The 20,928-nt window shown below is 39.4% G+C and carries 16 protein-coding genes; 13 read left to right on the forward strand and 3 right to left on the reverse strand.

What is annotated here, in order from left to right; all coding sequences use genetic code 11:
- The first annotated feature begins 79 nt into the window (after window positions 1–79).
- From B157_RS0103370 to B157_RS0103385, 4 genes are all read left to right on the forward strand, one after another.
- A complete protein-coding gene (locus B157_RS0103370) occupies window positions 80–973 on the forward strand; it encodes a hypothetical protein (RefSeq protein ID WP_020601971.1) in 894 nt (297 codons plus the stop codon).
- A gap of 2 nt (window positions 974–975) precedes the next feature.
- Window positions 976–2,082, forward strand: coding sequence for a glycosyltransferase family 4 protein (locus B157_RS0103375; RefSeq protein ID WP_020601972.1), 1,107 nt, complete (start codon window positions 976–978; stop codon window positions 2,080–2,082).
- A gap of 781 nt (window positions 2,083–2,863) precedes the next feature.
- Window positions 2,864–4,318, forward strand: coding sequence for an MBOAT family O-acyltransferase (locus tag B157_RS0103380; RefSeq protein ID WP_020601973.1), 1,455 nt, complete (start codon window positions 2,864–2,866; stop codon window positions 4,316–4,318).
- A 1-nt stretch (window position 4,319) separates the two neighbouring features.
- A complete protein-coding gene (locus B157_RS0103385) occupies window positions 4,320–5,252 on the forward strand; it encodes a hypothetical protein (RefSeq protein ID WP_020601974.1) in 933 nt (310 codons plus the stop codon).
- Between the two features lie 97 nt (window positions 5,253–5,349).
- Here the strand turns inward: B157_RS0103385 and B157_RS0103390 are convergent, their stop codons facing one another.
- Window positions 5,350–6,159 carry a glycosyltransferase family 2 protein gene (locus tag B157_RS0103390; RefSeq protein WP_020601975.1) on the reverse strand — a complete coding sequence of 270 codons (810 nt, stop codon included), beginning with the start codon at window positions 6,157–6,159 and terminating at the stop codon, window positions 5,350–5,352.
- Window positions 6,160–6,799: 640 nt separating this feature from the next.
- Here B157_RS0103390 and B157_RS0103395 point away from each other — a divergent pair.
- The 5 genes from B157_RS0103395 to B157_RS0103415 all read left to right on the forward strand — a co-directional run bounded on the left by B157_RS0103395 (window position 6,800) and on the right by B157_RS0103415 (window position 11,521).
- Window positions 6,800–7,534, forward strand: coding sequence for a glycosyltransferase family 2 protein (locus B157_RS0103395; RefSeq protein ID WP_041951881.1), 735 nt, complete (start codon window positions 6,800–6,802; stop codon window positions 7,532–7,534).
- A 164-nt stretch (window positions 7,535–7,698) separates the two neighbouring features.
- Entirely contained in the window at window positions 7,699–8,478 is a 780-nt protein-coding gene (locus B157_RS36660) for a glycosyltransferase (protein WP_020601977.1), read from the forward strand.
- A gap of 47 nt (window positions 8,479–8,525) precedes the next feature.
- Window positions 8,526–9,833, forward strand: coding sequence for a hypothetical protein (locus B157_RS0103405; RefSeq protein ID WP_020601978.1), 1,308 nt, complete (start codon window positions 8,526–8,528; stop codon window positions 9,831–9,833).
- Window positions 9,834–9,847: 14 nt separating this feature from the next.
- Window positions 9,848–10,552, forward strand: a complete 705-nt coding sequence (locus tag B157_RS0103410; RefSeq protein ID WP_020601979.1) for a glycosyltransferase family 2 protein — start codon at window positions 9,848–9,850, stop codon at window positions 10,550–10,552.
- Between the two features lie 45 nt (window positions 10,553–10,597).
- Window positions 10,598–11,521: a glycosyltransferase family 2 protein gene (locus B157_RS0103415; protein WP_020601980.1), complete on the forward strand. Its 924-nt coding sequence runs from the start codon at window positions 10,598–10,600 to the stop codon at window positions 11,519–11,521.
- Here B157_RS0103415 and B157_RS0103420 read toward each other — a convergent pair.
- The gene (locus B157_RS0103420; protein WP_020601981.1) at window positions 11,508–13,136 is read right to left on the reverse strand and encodes a glycosyl hydrolase family 28-related protein; all 1,629 of its coding nucleotides are present in this window, start codon (window positions 13,134–13,136) and stop codon (window positions 11,508–11,510) included. The two genes, B157_RS0103415 and B157_RS0103420, sit on opposite strands and share 14 nt — an antisense overlap.
- A gap of 139 nt (window positions 13,137–13,275) precedes the next feature.
- Window positions 13,276–15,087 (reverse strand): hypothetical protein, encoded by a 1,812-nt coding sequence (locus B157_RS0103425; RefSeq protein ID WP_020601982.1) that lies wholly within the window; start codon window positions 15,085–15,087, stop codon window positions 13,276–13,278.
- A 481-nt stretch (window positions 15,088–15,568) separates the two neighbouring features.
- On the opposite strand from B157_RS0103425, the gene B157_RS0103430 reads away from it, so the two are divergent.
- The 4 genes from B157_RS0103430 to B157_RS0103445 all read left to right on the forward strand — a co-directional run bounded on the left by B157_RS0103430 (window position 15,569) and on the right by B157_RS0103445 (window position 20,918).
- Entirely contained in the window at window positions 15,569–17,104 is a 1,536-nt protein-coding gene (locus B157_RS0103430; protein WP_020601983.1) for a hypothetical protein, read from the forward strand.
- A gap of 1 nt (window position 17,105) precedes the next feature.
- Complete coding sequence (locus B157_RS0103435; protein ID WP_020601984.1) at window positions 17,106–17,639, forward strand: T9SS type A sorting domain-containing protein; 534 nt, start codon at window positions 17,106–17,108, stop codon at window positions 17,637–17,639.
- 173 nt (window positions 17,640–17,812) lie between these two features.
- Window positions 17,813–19,354, forward strand: coding sequence for a capsule assembly Wzi family protein (locus B157_RS0103440; RefSeq protein WP_026308457.1), 1,542 nt, complete (start codon window positions 17,813–17,815; stop codon window positions 19,352–19,354).
- A 184-nt stretch (window positions 19,355–19,538) separates the two neighbouring features.
- Window positions 19,539–20,918: a sugar transferase gene (locus B157_RS0103445; protein WP_020601986.1), complete on the forward strand. Its 1,380-nt coding sequence runs from the start codon at window positions 19,539–19,541 to the stop codon at window positions 20,916–20,918.
- The last annotated feature ends 10 nt before the right edge of the window (window positions 20,919–20,928 follow it).

Below are 20,928 nucleotides of genomic sequence, written 5' to 3' on the forward strand. Positions count from 1 at the left end.
ATTCTTTATTAATTTGTTAATGAAATTGATAAAGAATAAAGAAGTTACAAATAACTTAAAAAAACCTAAAAGATAATGTATGTCAATTGTGAAAAAAATAAAAAACTTAGTTCAGGAAATAAAGAGATCAAAACAGGATAATTTAGAAATCCGTTTTTTGATAGGCACACTACTTGCTAAGACTAGTAGACAAGCCTTATCCATCGAAGATGCAGAATTTAAAGTCTTTTCACAATTTGGAGATGACGGTATTATTCAATTTTTGGTGAGTAAATTATCAATCAATGTAGATAAATTTGTTGAGTTTGGTGTTGAAACTTATGAAGAATCTAATACTCGATTTCTATTAATGAATAATAACTGGCATGGATTAGTTATTGATGGTTCAAAGTTTAATATTGATTATATTAAAAATGATGCTATTTATTGGCGCTACAATTTAACCGCGGTAAAGTCTTTCATTACAGCAGAAAATATTAATGAAATACTAGAAGAAAATGGGTTTAGTGGTAAAATAGGAATTCTTAGTATAGATATTGATGGTAATGACTACTGGGTATGGAAGGCAATGACAGTGTCTAATCCAGCCATAGTAATTGTTGAGTACAACAGTCTTTTTGGTCCAGAACGTCCAATCACTATTCCATATAAGCAGGACTTTGAAAGAATAAGCTCTCACTATTCAGGACTTTATTTCGGCGCTTCTCTTGGAGCTCTTTGTGATTTGGGAAAAGAAAAGGGATATAAATTTATTGGTTGTAACAAAGCTGGTAATAATGCCTACTTTATACAGAATGATTTGTGTGATGATTTGATAGCTATTTCTCCAGAAGAAGGATTCATAGATGCAAATTTCAGGGAAGCTAGAAATAACCAGGGACTACTTACATTTGCTAAAAGAAGCGAAGCAAGAAAGGAAATCGCTGGTATGCCTGTTATTAATATTAGAAATGGTTTAACAGAAACTTTATAATTGTGAAAGTCTTTTATGATCACCAAGCATTTACTCTTCAAAAGTATGGAGGAATATCAAGATACTATTGTGAGCTGATAAAAGGTATAAACAAGACAGAAATTGATACCGCACACCTCTCTCTGTTGTGGTCTAACAACGTTCACTTGAAAGAATATGATATTTCTTCTTTTATTTATCCATTCACTAAAAGACATCGACTATTGACAGAGACGAACAAGATATATAATTTATTAGACGCTAAACTCAATAATTATGATATATTCCATGCTACTTACTTTGATGAATTTTTAGAATCTTCAATTAGCTTAAAACCTTTTATTACTACGTTTTATGATATGACTTATGAGCGCTTGTCACACAAGTTTGCTGAATTATCTGGTGATAAATCAATCATTGGTCAAAAAAAGAAAATTGCAAAATGTGCAACTCATTTAATTGCCATTTCGGAAAGTACCAAAAATGATATGATCGAGTATCTAGATGTAACTCCGGAAAAAGTTACGGTGATACATTTAGCAAGCTCATTTAGTAATAATACTGATATTTGTCCGTATGTAAGCGATGGGAATAATGAAAATATAAGACCTTATTTGTTATACGTTGGGAATCGATCTGGTTATAAAAACTTTAAGTTCTTTCTCTGCGCCGTCGCGCAAACTCTTATTCGTAATGGCATAAGGCTAGTTTGTGCAGGAGGAGAAAGTTTCACAAAGGATGAAAAACAGTTGATAGCCTCTTTGTTATTAAATAACTTAGTGTCTCATGCAATGATTAACGATTCAATTTTGCATGAATTATATAAAAAAGCACTTGCGTTCGTTTTTCCTTCATTATATGAAGGCTTTGGTATTCCAATTTTGGAAGCTTTCGCTTGTGAATGTCCCTGTGTATTAAGTAACACGAGTTCTCTACCCGAGGTGGCTGGCGAAGCTGCCTTGTATATAAATCCACTGGATAGAGATTCAATATCAGTTGCTATAGAACGTATCGTAATGGACACTGAATTGCGGCAAGTCTTAATAAAACGGGGGAAAATACGACTGGAAAATTTTTCTTGGCATCGTACAGTTGCAGAAACGCTGAATGTTTATAACTGGCTCATTTAGACAGCTAACTGACCTCATAAAAAGATGGTTTTCACCAAATTCTGCCTATTTAAATGAATACTTAGTTTCGGGATAGCGACTATGATTCAGCCAGCTCAACAAGTGATTTGGAATAAAATAAAAATCATCGTCAATGTACTTCTATTGTCCGGAATTTCTGAACTTTTTTATAAAAAGTAGGAGAGCCAAATCAATTTCAATGCTTTTCAAATTGCCTTCAAAGGAAAAACTCATTCATGCATAGGTGGTCGGCGGTTGCCGGACTTCAAGCCGCCGACACGAGAATGGTCGATGTTGCGATCTGCCGTAACCGATTTGGCGAATTGGGTGGGTGGTAGTGAAGCAACCTCCTACGACTGGAAAAAAAATATAGTGAAATAAGCGTTCACAACTTTAGAACTTTCGCCAGTTAAGACCAGGTTGTCAGTGGAAGAGAACGAGCAATAGATGACCGATTAGAGTTCATAAAAACAGGTGCTTTGCAGATAATCAAAATAACTCTAATGAGTTCGTCAACTCATCGTAAAAGTTTGATTTGTACGACATTTTCTAAGCAGCTTCGCAATAATGATGTGACATCAAATTTTTCTTTGCCAAATACCCAACTAAAAACGCCTTTGTTAAACTATTTCACAGAAGTTTTTGGAACGAGTCTTCATAGTTCACTTATTGAACCCAACAGTTGATAAGGATGGTTTGATTAAAATTCTGCCAAAAACGGTTCGAAAAAGAAGTAGGAGTAACAAAAGGTATGGTACATACTATAATACATTGCTGAATTATGCTTTTCAACTCTCTACACTTTGTCTTTTTTTTTATTGTTATCACAACAACTTATTACTTAATTCCTTACCGTTATCGCTGGCTACTGTTGTTAATTGGCAGTTGTTATTTTTACATGGCCTTTGTGCCAGTTTATATTATAATTCTTGGCTTTACAATTATAGTAGATTATTTCTCAGGTCTTTACATCGAAAAATCATCCGGTAAAACTCGTAAGTTATACTTGGTTACCAGTATAGTAGCCAACTTAAGTGTTTTATTTATATTTAAATATTATAATTTTTTGAATATTTCTTTTGATACCTTGCTTGGCAACATTGGTCTGACTAGTAATTTACCTTTCTTAACAATCCTCCTACCCATAGGATTGTCATTTCACACATTTCAAGCAATGAGTTACACTATAGAAGTGTACCGAAACAAACAAAAAGCAGAACGTCATTTCGGTATATATGCACTATATGTTATGTTCTACCCCCAACTCGTAGCTGGTCCTATAGAACGCCCGCAGAATGTACTACATCAATTCTATGAAAAGCACTCATACAAAGCTGATAATGTTGCCAAAGGTTTAAAGTTGATGGCTTGGGGAATGTTCAAAAAAGTAGTCATTGCAGATCGTTTGGCTGTTATAGTTAACAATGTGTATGATACTCCTACTAATTTTAAGGGTATGCCGCTTATTGTAGCTACTATATTATTCGCATTTCAAATTTATTGTGACTTTTCAGGCTATTCAGACATTGCTATTGGGAGTGCGCATACTCTCGGATTTCGCCTAATGAAAAATTTTGAAAGCCCTTATTTTTCTACCTCTCCAAGCGAATTCTGGAAGCGGTGGCATATATCTCTTTCTACTTGGTTTCGTGATTACTTATATATCCCGCTAGGCGGTAATAGGGTTGGTACCTCTCGCTTGTACTTTAACTTGCTGGTTACTTTTTTTATTAGTGGTTTGTGGCATGGAGCTAACTGGACGTACATTATTTGGGGTACTTTGAATGGATTATATATCATTCTGGAAATAATGAGTAAAACACTGAGGAATTCAATCAAGTACAAACTTGGTTTGAATGAATTTTCTGGTATAAACAGAATGATGAGTATTACAATTACATTCTCTTTAATATGTGTCGCCTGGATTTTTTTTAGGGCTAAAAATTTGAGTGATGGGTATTACATATTGACTCATTTGTTTACAAATTTTGCGGGCAGTTTTCAGTATTTAAAACCGTCCTATTTAGGGTCAACATTATATGATTACACTGTCAGTTTATTTGCTTTGATAGTCTTATTTTTTGTAGAGACTGTACAAAGGTCTACTTCAATTAATGGCGTAGTCAAAAGTTGGCCTTTGTTGTATCGCGTCAGTTTGTACTATATTCTGGTTATGATAATTCTTTTATTCGGTGTATTTAACGTACAAGAGCAATTTATTTATTTTCAGTTTTGATATGAAAGGCTTTAAAATAATGAAGGTTGGAATCACAGTGGTAGGATTATGTTTTTTGTCTACCTACCTAATGATACTGTTTGTCGCCCCCACAGTACGCGATAACCAAGTATACGTAGCTGCTTCAATTGACAAAGAAAGTCGGTTAGAGGAAATTCATAATAATCGACTGGTTTTTGTTGGAGGGTCTAACCTTGCTCTTGGAATCAACAGTGAAAAAATGGCAAGTTCAACGGGAAGAGCAGTGATAAATATGGGGTTGCATGCTGGGTTAGGTTTGTCTTTCCCTTTGAATGAAGCGTTATTTGGTTTGAAAAAAGGTGATGTAGTAGTACTGTCAATTGAATATTTTCTTTCAGAAACAAACTTTAAACTGGCAGCTCAATTGATAGATGTAAATCCTGAAGCTCTTGATTTCTTCTCGTTAAGTCCATCAAACGGTGATCTGATACGTTTGTATATCCAATCTGTTCAGCGATGCATCAGTGCGTTGTTTTATCGTTTAATAAGTGGTGAAAAGTCTGATCCTATTTATAATAGGTATGGTTTCAGCAAGGAAGGAGATTTGACATCTCATTTCGGCAAACCTGGTTCAGAAAAAATAGGTGATAATACGGTATTTACAAATAAAGATTATTCTTCAGAGATTTCGAAAATCAATGATTTTATAGTTAGTGCTAATAAGAAAGGTGCTATCGTGTTTTTTACTTATCCTAGTTTTTCAAAATCAGCTTATATGAAAAACATCGAAGTTATATCTAAATTGTCTTCTCAATACAATGCACAACTAAAATGTCCAATTTTGGGGAATGCTCAAACTTTTGTACTGAGTGATAGGTATTTTTTTGATACTACTTATCACTTAGATAGTTTAGGAATTCAAAAACGCACCGGTGTTATGATCAGTATTTTGCCATCACATTTAAGAAGATAGACATTGAATTTTTCTTTTGAGTCTAATAGTGATTTACGGAAAATCTATAATCTGGCTATTTTCAATGTAACAGTATCAAAAACAAAGTGGTTTAGTTCTAGAATTTCTTCCATCCTGTGACATTCCTGACAAGCAGACGAAATTTGTCGATAAACTTTAATATTTTACCTCTGTTTTTTGATAGTATCCCGTTTTTTACTTTAGCGTCATAAGTTTCAGCACTAGCTTCTATAAGGTTGACACTACTAATACCGCCTGAACGCATTTTTGCCGTTATCTGATCGACGAAGGAAGTTATTAGTTTGTCTTTTGGCCGAAGAAGTAATTCGTAATCTCCAGATACTTTGTAATTCTTGTCAAACATCCCGTATTTGTCGAACAATCGTTTCGAATGAAAAGTACCAACATGCCAAGTTATCATTTCACGCTGAAAACCTTCCCATGTCCAAGGTTCTCCAACTGTACATATTGGCGATAAGTCTTCATTGACTATATTTATACGGGAAGATACAAATTCTAACTCCTCCTTTCTGAGGTGTTGATTTATATGCTCTGTATACATTAAAAAAGCATCAGGATGAAGTTGATCATCTGCTCCAACAAAGGAAATCCAATTTCCTTTGGCCTTATTTAATCCTTTATTCCAGGCATCATATATTCCTTGATCTGGCTCACTTATCCAATAAGAAATTTTCTCTTTGTATTGCTTAATAATATTTACCGTATCATCGGTTGAACCACCATCAATGATTATAACTTCAAAGTCTTTATAACTTTGATTTAACACACTTAATAGGCATTCGTCCAAATATTTTTCAACATTATATGTTGCTATGATTACTGTTATTTGAGGCACGGATTGTTTGAATGGAACTGTATACCAAGTTTCCGAACGATCTTTACTCATAGTTTTGATGATACCTTAAATTGTAAAAGGTTTTTTACTTGTTTATATTTTTCAAGTATTTATCGAAAACTCTACGATCCTAATATTCTTAGTGTTTAGGTTAAGTTTAGGGATCATTTTACTATCAAAATTGCTCCAGCCGAAACATTGAGACACATGAAGGATGCCGACTTGCACATGAAATGCCTTCAATAACACCGAACTTGCTGAGACATTCTGTAGAAGGTCTGACGTTTGGGTGGGGATACTTCATCCAACTTGGATTTTGCCAAAATTACCATACATCCCATTCTTGTATGTAAAAGTCACAGATAGATATCAGGAAATTCTTTGTAGTATTTATTTATTAAATTATCTCTTTCAAAGAACTTGTGAGAGGAGACAACCGTTCTAAATGAATTGAATATTTAAATTGCCTTACTAATGAAAAAGCAACTAACTTTTAGTGAGTCAACTCTTCTACTCAAATGCTCAATTTGGCGTTCTTTCATTACAAAAGTATTACATAAGTATGTAAGTGCGTAAATTTGGGTAATCTGTCTGAAGGAAAATCTGGAAGATTATTAACTTAATGATAAAGTTACATTGGTTACTTGTTATAAATACCAATGGTACACTGCCAGCATTATTCGCTATAATTATGAATCGGCCACTTGTATCTATAATCACAGTAGTTTTTAACGCTGCAACAACACTAGAAAGAACTATTCAAAGCGTTTTGAACCAAGACAGAGAACTAACAGAATACTGGATTATAGATGGTGGTAGTACGGATGGCTCAATTGAACTTATAAAGAAGTATGAAAATCAACTAGCCGGTTGGTGTAGTGAGCCAGATAAAGGTATATACGACGCAATGAACAAAGGCATAGATCGAGCCAACGGCAAATGGATCTACTTTTTGGGAGGTGATGATACACTGAAACCAGACATTGTAAAAAAAATTCAAAAAAATTTGAATAACAAGTTTGATATAGTATTTGGCAAAGTAATGTTTGACAATGGGCATGAAATGCGGTCATTTCTAGGACCAAGAACCATACTGCAAAACACGATTCATCACCAAAGTGCATTTTATAACACTTCCTTGTTCATTAATTTTCGTTACAACACTACGTTGAAAATCGTGTCTGAGTACGACCTTCATTTGCGACTTTATATGCAAAAGGCCGCAACTTTATACGTTCCGATAACAATAGCCTATTGCGCTACCGGCGGTGCTAGTAGCAACCTTTCACGTTCTTTAGAAGAAACAAATCGAGTAAGGACATACCACGTTAAGGGCAAATGGAAGAATATGTTTCTGTCCGCATTTTTAAGTGTTTACTATATGCAAAAGAAAATTAGATATCTGGCCTATGGACATCGTGTTTAGTTTGCTGTTTTTTTCTATTATCTCTGAAATAACGAATATATAAATAGAAAGTCGCATAGTGCTATTTTTTGAGATTGGACGCATTCAAAATTTATGATTGCACTACCAACACTTGCCCAATCTTTATGAAAACGAATCATTAATCTCTGCTTCTGTTATCTACAATGCATCAACCACAAATATCAATTATAATTACGGTACTCAATGGTGGAAAAACCTTGAACAATTGTTTGCAAAGCATTGCTGAACAAACTTTTTTAGATTATGAATTAATTATAGTAGACGGAGGTAGTAATGATAATACTCTGGAAATTATAAATAAGAGCAATGGCATAGTTAAAAAAGTAGTCAGCGTAAGGCCTGATATTGGTCTTTATGCGGGTTTGAACGTAGGTGTTGAGTTGTCTATCGGGAAATGGCTTTATTTTATTGGTGCTGATGATAAGTTGTATAACTCTGACACATTACTGAAAGTTTCAGAAATAATAAACGTACAAAACAGCAATACTAAAGTTATCGTAGGTAGTGTTGACTGCGTAAAACAAAAAAAAGTTCTTGTTCCTCTGTTAGGATCACCTTACCTGATGCGCCATCAGGTACATCACCAAGGTATGTTTTACGAAAAAAACATTTTTACCAATTTTTCGTATACAGAAACTATGAGGATAGCATCAGATTATGAATTTAATCTAAGGTTAGCATTAAATAACGTTCCGCACAAAGTTATGGATGTAACTGTTTGTAGCTTTGGAGGGGATGGGATAAGTGAAAACCAGTTTCGCCAGGGATACGCAGAAATGCAGCAAGTCCATAGTAACCTTTTCAGAGGGGCAGAGCGTAAGTGGGTAATGAGCTACTTTTGGCTTCGGCGTATGATTGGTTTTAAGCTCCGTCAGTATAATCTTTCAAAAGTAAGTACTATTTTGAAAAGATTATTTGGTTAATGACGTTTTGCAGTAAAATGAAATTTGGGCTGTAAAAGAAGAGAGGCATGACAATAGATTTTGATGTATTGCCCGTTATTTTGGGCTGGATAGCTGTACTATTCGCTCTGTATTTTTTACTTTACTATAAATTTTTATATTCTATTATTGACCCGCTTTTTAGCTGGGTCTTTGCTACTTCATTTGCCAGCTTTCTGGCTATAGAAGTGATTCCAAATACGGAAGATATCGTCCATTTTTTTGGGTGTCAACTTTTTCTTTGGTTCGGTTTTGTAGTAGCCTATCGTAACTTTAGTTTCCGTGATAGCGTACCGGTACCCTCCGAGCAGAAATTTGATTTCTACGATGTATCATTGTTACGTTGGACCACTTATACGCTTTTAGTCCTGTACATATTTTCAAATATTATTATTGGCTATAGTAAAGGGTTTGCCCTATTGTCTGACACGCCTACTGAATCTAAAATTGCTAACTTCCAGCAAGGATTTGGAATATTTAGAAAGATAAACTGGAGTGCCGGGACATTTGTCGGTGTTAGTCTTGTATATCTTTACCTTACAAAGAAAAACAAATCGTACCTATTTTTATTAATGGTTGTTGCGTTTTTTTCATCTCTGGATGGCTCAAAATCAGCATTGATCAAAATTGCTATTTCTTCGGGATTGGTTTTATATCACCCCGCTTTTGCAAGTGAAAAACTAGTATTGAAAAAGTTTCAGCGTTACTTGCCCGTAGCCATCTTTGCCTCCTTGGGTATCGCTTTCACTGTACTCACCAAAGAAAACGGTGATTTAGGCGGGGCGTTTTTAGGCTTCATAAAACGTTTTCTTTATAGTGCAGATTCTCTTCTGTACTATTATCAACCTGTTAATATTGCGTATTTTGAAAAGTATTCGTCTTTGGATTACATTTCTGTTGTAACAAATCCTATTCTTGGCTTTCTCCGCCTACAGCCGTACAAAGAGGCTATCGGCAATATTATGGTTGATAATTTACGTATGCCCGGTAATAACTCTTCAATAACAGTAGGCCCTAACGCTCCTTTCTATATTGAAGGCCGTATTTACTTCTACTATTGGGCCTCTTTTCCCTTCAGTATGCTAGTAGGTTATATATATGCGTCTATGAGGACCTATTTCTTTTCACTGAATCGATCCAGTGCTTTCTACTTTGTTTACATGGCTAGCTTTTTACACCTCGCCGGAGCGATACTTGGTGACGTAAACCTTGCAGTTACGCAATCCTTTGATTTGTTTTTCTTCGTTGTACCTACATACATCGGAATCAGTTTTTTCCTAACCCGTAAGATTAAAATAAGGCTAAATACAAAAGCACTAAAGACATCAGGGTTATAAATGTATTTCGTCATATGGCAAGCATTAGCGTGTGTGTAGCTTCTTATAATGGAGAGTTTTTTATTCGACGCCAATTACAATCAATTTTAGAACAAATAGGCGTAGATGACGAAATTATTGTATCAGATGATGGATCGACTGATAACACATTACAAGTGATAAATTCGTTTGGAGATCCGCGAATTAGAATAGTGGTTAACGAATACCGACAGGGTCCGGTGGGAAATTACGAGAATGCGCTCAAACATACGTCTGGTGACTATGTTTTTCTGGCCGACCAAGACGATATATGGCTTCCTGATAAAGTACTTATCTTGAGTTCGCTGTTAAAAAGTTATGATTTGGTTTTGTCTGATTGTGAAGTTGTTGACAACTTTGGAACTGTTTTGCACGCATCATTCTTTAATTTTAGGCGCAGTCGACAGGGTTTTTTGAGAAATCTGTATAGGAATTCTTATATGGGTTGCTGTATGGCATTTCGACGTGAGGTTTTATTATACGTTCTTCCCTTCCCAAACTACATTCATATGCATGATTGGTGGATTGGCTTACTTGTCGAAGTTAAAGGCAACGCGTTTTTCTACCGCAAACCATTAATTCAGTATGTGAGACATGGAAGCAACGCATCACCCACGGGTGATGATGGATATGGGTTTACGAAGCGCTTTATTAACCGGTTTTTTCTTTTGTCAAGTGTAGTTAAGCGTCTGTTGAAGTGAATTTGTAAAGTTCATTTGTTGTCAGAACATAAAAGTGAAGTTTTAATGGTATCCGTTGTCATTCCCACTTATAATGCTGCTCCAGTATTACCTGCTTTACTGGATAGTCTGCATCAGCAGACTATCCAGCACGAACTAATAATAATAGACTCAGAATCAAAAGATGATACGCAAGCTATAGCTTCTCAGTGGGATGTACGACTAGTGCAAATAGAGAAGGCTTCTTTTAATCATGGTGCCAGTCGGAACTTAGGCTCCCGTTTAGCGAAACATGACATAATCATATTTATGACTCAAGATGCATTACCAGCCTCTTCCGATACTTTAGAGAGGTTAGTGAAGATGCTGAATAGCCAGGGTAATATTGCTATGGCCTACGGAAGACAGATACCATATGTTGAAACAGGTATTCTTGGCCGTTTTGCCCGTCTAACAAATTACCCTGATTGTAGTATGATAAAGACGAAAGCTCTTATCCCCAAAATGGGTATAAAGACCTGTTCTTGTTCAAACTCCTTTGCTGCTTACCATAAGACTGATCTGGAATCAGTGGGCGGCTTCCCTTCTGACACAATTTTAGGGGAAGACGTGTCAGTAGCTGCCCGTTTCATACTACAGGGGAAAGCAGTAGCTTACTGCGCAGAATCAAAGGTATTTCACTCACACGATTATACAGTTGTAGAAGAGTTTAAACGTTATTTTGACATTGGGGTGTTCCACCACGAGCAAAGAGCAATCTTAGGTGAATTTTCAAGAGCTGAGTCCGAAGGTTTTAAGTATATTATTCAGGAATGGAAATACCTTATTCGAAATGGATATAAGACGTTGATACCAGCTCAACTTGTAAGAACGTTGGCGAAGTATGTCGGTTACAAGATAGGACGCAATGAAGAACGGCTTCCTGTCTCCTTGAAGTGTCGCATAAGTATGCACCCTAATTTTTGGTTAAACAGTTCTAGAGTGGAATAACGTCGTAAACCAAAAAATCACTTTGTACTTCGGCATACCCTTCATAATTTACAGGTTCCCCAGTTGAGCTCCCTGACATTCTTGGCGTAACAGTTACGGTGCCAATTCGATTATTGAAATTGATGTCAACTATGACGCCGTTAATGTCAATGAAAGATGGATTTGTGACACTTTTATCTAATATAATGACTGTGGCAGAAGGTAAATCTAGAATACCTAAATAGTTCTGATTGACAATAATTTGTGCCTGAAAAGAAAGTACTGCTCCATACGCCGAACCATAGCTCCCGGCTTGAATGACTCCGTCCAGCCAGACACGATAATATCCTCCACGTCCGTTGGTAGAAGCAGGATTGTCTGCTTGCAAAAACCTAAATGCAGCTGCTGATGTTGGTGATCCAACCGTTCCTGCACCGACTTTACTATTGGATAATTGTCGACTCCTTCCTCCCTTTTTTTCAAAGGGAATTGACGTATTGAAAACTACATTAGCTGAATTTTTAAGTAGGTTGGGCGAAATGATATACTGGTTAGAAGAAATATCGTAGCAGGTAATTTCGCTATCTATAATTGAGCCAGCCGATGGCTGGTTTGCATTAGCATCAGGTGCATAATACACCACATAACGGTTATCACGCTCAGCCGATATAGGGAGAGAAATACGCAGCTTGAGTCCTCGAATCGTACATCCTGTCACATCAACGAGGGGAGCGGTTGGAGTAGTTACACTAGAGGAAACTACTGTTATCTCATTACCTTCAAATCCTCCATTCGTCGCTCTAATAACCTGAGAGAACGACTCAATTGTAGCATGAATACGCATATTCGTAGTGTATTGATTACACAGAATAGCTGTTTCATTTGAACCCGTAGTGCCAGTAAGTCGACTTAAATATCCTTGGAAACTGAGACTATTTGTCCCGTTCAATATCAAAGCTGGTTGTCTCTTTTCATAATTCTGTAGCGATAGTGCTTGTAGACTTAAGACGCCCATTGAACCGGTTCCTGCTGACAGAGTTTGATAAGTGCTCGACGCAGTGAAAGTTGCGCCGGTGCCCGAAAGATTAAGTTGGGTAGTATTACTTAAAATTACAGGCACGTTGGCACGGATAAGGCATTCATGAATGTAAAACTCCTCTGATCGAACCCCTAAAATGCCGATAGTACCGTAGCCACCATTAGCGGTTGGGAAATCCTGTAGTTGAAAATAGCAATTTCGTATACCACAGTTGAGTCCTCCATTAGAGGTTAGAGCAAATTGAACTCCAATTGTTGAACGGCCAGCACCATTGCCAGAATTTGACAGAAAGGTGAAATTTTCACATCCTGAAACTGACGAACCACTAAAATCAAATATAGAACGACCAGTAACGCCTATAATGCTGGTGCTTATATACTTTCCCCCGTCACCCATAAGCCAGATACCCACAGCATTCGTGATATTAATGGGAGCTGTGATATAATAGAATCCAGCCGGGAAGAAAACGCTGATTTGGTAAGTTCCACCACCCGTTGGATAACTTTGACTTTTGGCAAAATTGATTGCGTTTTGGATCGCTGCTGTGTCATCATGACCTCCGTCGCCAAAAGCTCCGTAATCTTTAACGTTTATCATTATAATAAATGGCTGAAAACTGACTTAAATAGCTTTACCGTTGCTCAAGGTACAATAAACTTATACAAGCTAACTATCTAATGATTTTTTCGTAAGTAACAAAGACGGGGTCAAGATAATAATTTCCTCCCTGTAAATTTTACTCACTGTTATATCTATAGTTGAAACGTCGGTCTGGTGCGCTGTCTCCGTTCTGGAAAAATTCTGTTATATCATTCATTTTTAGAATGTTGTCAGCCCAATGGAAGTCTATTCTGACTCTGTTTTTGGTCTGGCGAATCATGGTAACAGGTATGCTAAGCTCAAGTTCGCTATCAGTATAGCGAAAAGAAACTGTTGTAACGGGAACCCATGTTTTTCCACTCCATCTACTGAGCGTAGATTTATTGTTCTTTATGACTTTGTCAATAAGGAAATCGTAACCTGCCCAGCCAGTTTTAGCTGACTGATCAGCGTCAATGAACAGCAGCATCCAGTTCTTATCCGTTGAGCGGGTAAGGTTACGAACGGTTTTGGCGTAGAAGTAAACGTTTTTACTATCGTGTGCCACCCGACAGAACCTAATGTCATTACGCCCGGTATTATTTACGTATTTCACTTTATTGTCAGCCCTTAGCCAGTTACGATGCAATACATCTCCTGCTGGATCTACGAAGTTGGGCCTTACTGCTGTCCATTCATCAAATTTTCCGTCAATAGTAATAGCTTGGGGTGGGCTAGCTTTATCGGGAGGAGGTATCCCTTTGAAATGACGAATGTTAGCAATAAGCTGATAATAATAATTATCCGTATATCCACCCTTCATGGGGTCAATATCCCGATTATATTCGGAATTGTACAAATCTACGAAGAAGGTCTGTCCAGGATTCAAGGGTTTCCCCATAAAATTAGGTGCTTTCGTTTTGGTGCCAGCTTCTGGTTTATTGACAAAGCGTTGGCCAACCCATTCATTCCATCCCGTAACAAACACCACAGCAGGATTTACATCTAAAGCTCGTTTCCATTGTTCATCGAAATACAAACCCTGTTGTGTCTGGGGCGTTGTACCTTGTCGGTTGATAATACCGGCTCGTCCCTGTCGAAAGCTTTTACCTATATTGTTATCAAAGGGATGACTAGCCACTGCTACAGGTATTTCTTCAGCAACGGCCGGGTCTTTATCCCAACCGTAATTTTGTGGTGTTCGATCAAGCCATTGCCAGTGGTGTGGTTCGTTACGAGTGTTTGTCCATGCCCAACTGTATCGCCATGCGAAGAAATTCCGAATAATTGGATCGGTCATTTCTTCAACCTTGCCTAATATCAGCGGTTTGCCTTGCCAGCGGAACCACAGTTCCGAATATCGATTCTGCGAATAGAGTTGTTGATAAATATTGGTAACTGTTTGGGCACTTCTCGTGTAGGTAACAAAACATATGTATGGAGTAGGCATGCCATTCTTCCTCATATCAATGGATATTTCACAAAGTTTGTTTACCACAGACAAATAAGGATCTGCATTTGTTGTATCAAAAAAAAGAATGTCGACTCCTGCCAACGTTAATAATTGTAGATTACGCCTGATAACCCAGGGATCGTCTGCCTTAAAATAGCCAACTTCCGGCTCCCCCCACCAGTGCCAAGTTGCTTCTGGTCCAAACTTTGGATTACTTGGATTTGCTTTCGTTATGGCTGAAATGTTATATATTGCTTTATCATTGTACTGTCCATGCAACAGAAAATAGAAAATGCCAACGTACTTGTTCGTTTTATAGTTGCCAACTTGGGAATGCGTGGGTAATGAACGTCCCACCCCGTCTGTAGCTATCCAGTTTGAACTGATTGGTGCAACGATTGGGGAACCTATTGCTGGTTGTTGGTAATCTGCATAGAGGCAGTGTTCAATTTTTGTCGAAGAAAGAGTAAAGAACAATAAGCTGATTGTCAGTGTAGTGGAAATTATCCATTTCATGTAGTCAGAAGTTTGAATGTGAAGTGAAACGGGTATAAATCGGTGGGTTGCTTTCGTGACAATCTGGTGTTTAGCTCTTAAGCGATCTTGAAAGTGGATATCTCATGCTAGATCAACCATTTGACTGCTTCTTTAAAAAGTATACATTTGTAGGCTATTACAAGCAAAAATAATTTAGCGAAGATATATCACGGCACAAAAATTGCACGTATTTTAATACACATACTGGATGCGAAGAAGGACTTGCAGGATAAATACTTGTGGTTTGTCTTGTAAGAAAATAACCTTTGTGGGGATTATCACGGATATGAACGGAAAAATTTTAACTAGATCAGATGTGAAAAAGTTTTTACTAACAATTGGCTGTTGCTCGTTAGGCCTGACAGGTTTTTCTCAAACTAATTACGTAGCAACTACTCCCTCATCGGCAACGCCTGGGTCCGATAATACGCTTGTAGGTGTTGGAGCTGGTAATTTGAATATGAGTGGTGCTAGTAATTTATTTATCGGGCGCGGTACTGGTATTCAGAATATGTCCGGGACACAGAATGCTTTTGTAGGTGCTTCGGCGGGCAGCAACAACAGTTCTGGGGAAAATAACTCATTTTTAGGGTATAGCTCTGGGTTTAGCAATACTACTGGTAACAATAATACTTTTATTGGCTCGCGTGCGGGATACACAAACGGTGCAGGATACAACAATACATTTTCAGGCTTCAATGCTGGTTACTTCAATACGCAGGGAAACTACAATGCCTTCTTTGGTAGTGGGGCTGGCTACGCCAACTCACAGGGAAGCAATAACACATTCGTGGGAGCAGATGCCGGAAGTGCTAATACTACAGGAGTGGGTAACACCTATTTGGGATCACTATCTGGCTCTTCAGGAGCTAACGGGGTTCAGAACACGTTCGTTGGCGCAAATACAGGGACAAGTAACACTGGGGCAGGTAATACCTTTATGGGGTATCAGGCTGGCCAAAATAATCAATCTGGAGCATACAATGTGTTTATTGGTTCGGTAGCTGGAGCAAATAATACAACCGGTATAGGAAATCTTTTCCTAGGACAACAGGCTGGATTTAATAATACGAGTGGTAAGTACAATCTGTTCATGGGTAATAGTTCAGGAAGTGGTACAACAACGGGATTCGGTAATACGGCTATTGGAGACGGAGCAGCACTCAATAACACCACAGGCATTCAGAATACCTTTATTGGTCAGTATTCTGGCTTCGACAACTATACGGGAATTAACAATGTCTTTATAGGATTTGGTGCAGGTGTACCTACAGGGGCTAATAGTTTAACTAACGCCGTAGCTATTGGCGCATCATCCCGAGTTGCTATCTCCAATGCGTTGGTACTAGGCAATGCTGCGAACGTAGGCATTGGCACATCCGCTCCTGCAAACAAATTGGAAGTAGTGAGCAATGCTGCCAACACATCTGGCTTACGTTTAACCAATCTAAAAAGCACCAGTCCTGTAACGATAACTGCCACCAAATATCTTACCGTAGACGCTAACGGGGATGTGGTGTTAGGTAATGCCAGTGGAGCAGGTCGGGTTGGTGCTGATGAAGGTTTTTGGCAGGCAGAAGGTGAAAACCTGAAAAACACGAATGCAGGGGGTGTACTCATCGGTAATGTCGCTAAAACACCCGCTGGGTATCAATTATATGTAGCTGACGGAATATTGACAGAGAAAGTAAAAGTAGCGGTTAAAAATACGGCTGCCTGGTCGGATAAGGTCTTTGACCAGGGGTATAAACTGCGGAGTTTGGGAGAGGTTGAGTCGTATATCAATCAGAAAAAGCACCTGCCCGGTGTACCCTCGGCCGAAGAGGTAGTAAAAGAAGGCGTAGACGTTGGGCAGATGCAGGCCAAACTGCTGGAAAAAGTAGAAGAACTCACGCTCTACGTAATTGAACTGAAGAAGCAGAACGAGTCCCTCAAAAAGAAAAGCGCAGAACTGGAGCAGCGAGTCAATAAACTTCAACCAAAAGCCCGTAGATAACATGCGACTTTTATTCCTATTTATGGGATGCTGCCTCACATTGACTTGCCTGGCGCAGCAACCGCAACGGACATTACGTATTCAGCTTAGCTATGAAAACGCAGATCAACGCCTGGAGCAGGCTGTTGAAACGATTGTAGCTACCGGTAGAGTTGGAAAGACCGCCAGCGTTGAGTACAGAGCAGGCCAGTCTGTAACGATGCTACCCGGTTTTGAAGCGCAGCAGGGCAGTACATTCCTGGCGCAGATAAAGGCCGTTCAGGTGAATGGGGAGCCTTCGCTGCAACTTGCCGCGTTTCCCAATCCGTTTGAACAATCAACCACCATCAACTACTATCTACCTGCCGAAGGAAAAGTGAACCTGTGGGTTACCGACGCGCAGGGTAAGGTAGTAGGGCAGTTGTTACGGGATGAAAACCAATCGGCCGGTCAGCATACTATGGAATGGAAACCCACTTCTCTATCTGACGGGGTATATATTCCTGTCATTGAAGTCAATCAACAGCGGGCTGTTAGCCGAATTGTGAAGAAGTAATTGAGTGCCGTTCACGAACATAATGAAAAAGACCCGAGCGATGAACGGGTCTTTTTTACGTAATTGCGGGTTGTTTTTCCAGGTGTTATCTGGAAAGTAAAGACATCCATAGGAAAATTGACGGTCGGCATCATTATTGTCACCGCGTTCATTCACGTTATACCCGACAGTCAATGCGTACTTGCTCAAGGTCAGGTTTTTTAGTCGTATTGTTTTTTTTTGTCATTATCCCTCCCTGTTTACTGGCTCAACCAATCCGTAAGCCTACCCAATATAGCGCCGAAGCAGGCAGTTACTTTTCTTCCTCTACCGAAACACCATTCTGGCTACGGGCCAATCAGTACGGAATTGTCCCAAATCGCTCCCCTACATCAACCCTGCGCCTTGGCCTGTATAGCGACTATGATACCAGTAGGCATAGTACCGGACACTGGCGGGACGCGAAGTTTGATGTTGGCTATGGATTGACTGTTGTGGCCAACACAACCCAAAGCCTGCTACCGTACGAAAAAAGTGTGCTGTTGCCGGAAGCATACGTAAAAGTGCGTCGGGGAATTTTTGAAGCGTACATCGGGCGTCGGCGGGAACTGTTTGGATTGGCTGATTCCACGCTGTCAACGGGTTCATATGCCTGGTCGGGCAATGCGATGCCAATTCCTAAAATACAAATTTCCATTCCGGACTTCACGCCCATTGGTTTTACAAAAGGATGGGTGGCTGTTCAGGGTACATTTGCCCACGGCTATCTGGATGCGAATGGCTACATTAAGAATACCATGCTTCATCAGAAATCGCTTTACCTGCGATTGGGAAGGCAACGGGATGTGGTTCGTTTATATGGCGGACTGAACCATCAGGCCGTTTGGGGAGGGCAGGCGGCTGATCCGACGGGTATTCCGGGGACAATACCCGTTGGCGGTAAGCTGCCCAATGGGTTGATAAACTATTTTTATGTATTGACTACGCTCAACTACGGTCGGACTGATACGCAGCAGTACTCATTTTTTGATTTGACCAATCGGGTGGGGAATCACCTGGGTTCCATCGATATGGCCGTGGAAGTTGATTTGGTGCGTCATGTACTATACCTGTATAGGCAAAATCTTTATGAGGACGGGTCGCTGTTTTATTTGCTGAATATTGCCGACGGATTGAACGGCGTGCGACTGCGACGAAATAACCCGAAGGCAGTTGTCCGTGATATTTTGTTTGAGTTTTTGAATACAACCAGCCAGGGGGGGGACGTATTTGTATATGATGATCCCAATCGGCGGGGTAAAGACGATTATTTCAATCATCAGCAGTACCGGGATGGCTGGGCTTACCGAAAACATACCATCGGAACGCCTTTTATCGCCCCTGCTCCTGGGCCTCAGGACCAATATCCATACGGCACTTTTACGGCAAATAACCGGGTGTACGTGTTCCATGCCGGATTGGCAGGGAGTTTACCCATACGCTGGCGTACCTTATCCGGCCCGGTGACCTATCAAACTAAACTTTCGTTCAGCCGTAATCTGGGTACGTACGATAATCCGTATCAATCGATTCGAAGTCAGTTTTCAGCGTACGTAAATTTGGTTGCTCCCCTGTCTATTTTAGGGGGACTGCAATTTACCGCAAGCATGGCTGCGGATGCTGGTACGCTCTATCAAAATGGCGTCGGTACGTTTATCAGCGTAAAGAAAACATGGTATTCGCGTGTGTCTAATTAGTTTAGTGAAAGAATATCCCAATATATTGTATTTTTTTAAGAACGCATTTGTGTTTAATTTGCGCCTTGGTTCGGTGAACCGTTAGATAATATTCGTGTGAAACCGTAGAATTTAACTAGTAATTTAGCAGACTATAACTTAGTAGGCTTCTTGCCAAATTCTTGCTGAGAAAAAGTTGAGAGGTATGAGGCATCGTTATTCTATACTGTTCTTTCCGCTCCATGTAATCATTGATTTCCTGAGCCTGAATGCGGCCTTCGTTGGTGCTTACTGGCTCAAGTTTCAGGCACTTGAGCCGGTTTCTGAAGCCCCTTACGCGTCGTTTTGGTGGCTTTTCAATATAATATGGTTAGTTGAGGTATTAATTCTAAAACCATATATATATCCCCGCCAGCTGTTCAAATCCGGGCACCTGATCAAGCAGTTATTTTTGCTGGTATTTATCCATATTGCTATTATAGCGTTATACTGGGTCATTATTCAGGGGTATTATTACTCGAGGGAGCATCTGTTTATAACGTACGCGCTATTCCTTTCAGTTGGTATCGTTTTTCGAATTGGGGGAGTCGTTTTTCTCAAAGCCTATCGGGCCCGGGGATATAATAACCGACGCTATATTATTGTCGGCTACGGTAAGCTGGCTAATACCATTCGGGCTTTTTATGATGCCCATCCTGAAATGGGCTTTCACTTCTGTGGCTATTTTGATGAATCGACTACCGAGAACGCTGGCTTGCTGCAGGGAGGATATGAGTCTCTTCTGGAATACATTGGAAATAACCGGATCGATTGCGTTTACTGTTGTATGCCCTATATGGACAATCAACGGTTGAAATATGCCGTTGACAATGCCGAAATGGCTGATTATCAGGTGAAAATTCTGGTCGATTTCAGGGGTTTCCTGGCACGTGGCACATCTGTAGAATACCACGATTTCCTGCCCGTATTGAATTTGTCATCGCAAATGATGGCTGATTTACAGATCGATATTCTCAAGCGTTCTTTTGATATTTTGTTCTCGGTGGCAGCCCTTGGGTTAGGAATGCCTCTATTTATTGTTATAGCCATAGTGACACGGGCTACCTCTGTCGGCCCTATTCTCTATGCGCAGGAACGTATCGGACGCGAAGGTAAACCATTCAGGATATACAAGTTTCGGAGTATGTATGTGGATGCTGAAAAATCAGGGCCCCTCTTATCCGGTGGATTACTCGATAGTCGCATTACACCCTGGGGGCGCTTCATGCGTCAAACCCGCCTGGACGAAATCCCGCAATTCTATAATGTACTGATCGGCGATATGTCGGTAGTAGGTCCCAGACCGGAGCGACAGCATTTTATTGATCAGATCGTGGAGATTGCACCCGAGTACCGTTCTTTATTGAAAGTAAAGCCGGGTATAACCTCCATTGGCCAAATTAAGTACGGTTACGCAGCCAGCATCGAAGAAATGGTACAACGACTACGCTATGACCTGCTTTATCCTAAACGCCGGTCCTTTTTATTTGATATGTGGATCATCGCCCAAACGCTGAGGGTAATGGCCCAGGGGCGTGGTAAGTAATTGCTGCTGC

Source organism: Spirosoma spitsbergense DSM 19989 (genome assembly GCF_000374085.1).
Classification (GTDB): domain Bacteria; phylum Bacteroidota; class Bacteroidia; order Cytophagales; family Spirosomataceae; genus Spirosoma; species Spirosoma spitsbergense.

Bases quoted from the DNA above. Each gene is read 5' to 3' on its own strand.
- B157_RS0103440 (WP_026308457.1), top strand. From the start codon at position 17,813: ATGCGTACTTGCTCAAGGTCAGGTTTTTTAGTCGTATTGTTTTTTTTT.
- B157_RS0103410 (WP_020601979.1), top strand. From the start codon at position 9,848: ATGGCAAGCATTAGCGTGTGTGTAGCTTCTTATAATGGAGAGTTTTTT.
- B157_RS36660 (WP_020601977.1), top strand. From the start codon at position 7,699: ATGCATCAACCACAAATATCAATTATAATTACGGTACTCAATGGTGGA.
- B157_RS0103430 (WP_020601983.1), top strand. From the start codon at position 15,569: ATGAGTGGTGCTAGTAATTTATTTATCGGGCGCGGTACTGGTATTCAG.
- B157_RS0103425 (WP_020601982.1), bottom strand. From the start codon at position 15,087: ATGAAATGGATAATTTCCACTACACTGACAATCAGCTTATTGTTCTTT.
- B157_RS0103380 (WP_020601973.1), top strand. From the start codon at position 2,864: ATGCTTTTCAACTCTCTACACTTTGTCTTTTTTTTTATTGTTATCACA.
- B157_RS0103405 (WP_020601978.1), top strand. From the start codon at position 8,526: ATGACAATAGATTTTGATGTATTGCCCGTTATTTTGGGCTGGATAGCT.
- B157_RS0103435 (WP_020601984.1), top strand. From the start codon at position 17,106: ATGCGACTTTTATTCCTATTTATGGGATGCTGCCTCACATTGACTTGC.
- B157_RS0103370 (WP_020601971.1), top strand. From the start codon at position 80: ATGTCAATTGTGAAAAAAATAAAAAACTTAGTTCAGGAAATAAAGAGA.
- B157_RS0103390 (WP_020601975.1), bottom strand. From the start codon at position 6,159: ATGAGTAAAGATCGTTCGGAAACTTGGTATACAGTTCCATTCAAACAA.
- B157_RS0103415 (WP_020601980.1), top strand. From the start codon at position 10,598: ATGGTATCCGTTGTCATTCCCACTTATAATGCTGCTCCAGTATTACCT.
- B157_RS0103420 (WP_020601981.1), bottom strand. From the start codon at position 13,136: ATGATAAACGTTAAAGATTACGGAGCTTTTGGCGACGGAGGTCATGAT.
- B157_RS0103385 (WP_020601974.1), top strand. From the start codon at position 4,320: ATGAAAGGCTTTAAAATAATGAAGGTTGGAATCACAGTGGTAGGATTA.
- B157_RS0103395 (WP_041951881.1), top strand. From the start codon at position 6,800: ATGAATCGGCCACTTGTATCTATAATCACAGTAGTTTTTAACGCTGCA.
- B157_RS0103445 (WP_020601986.1), top strand. From the start codon at position 19,539: ATGAGGCATCGTTATTCTATACTGTTCTTTCCGCTCCATGTAATCATT.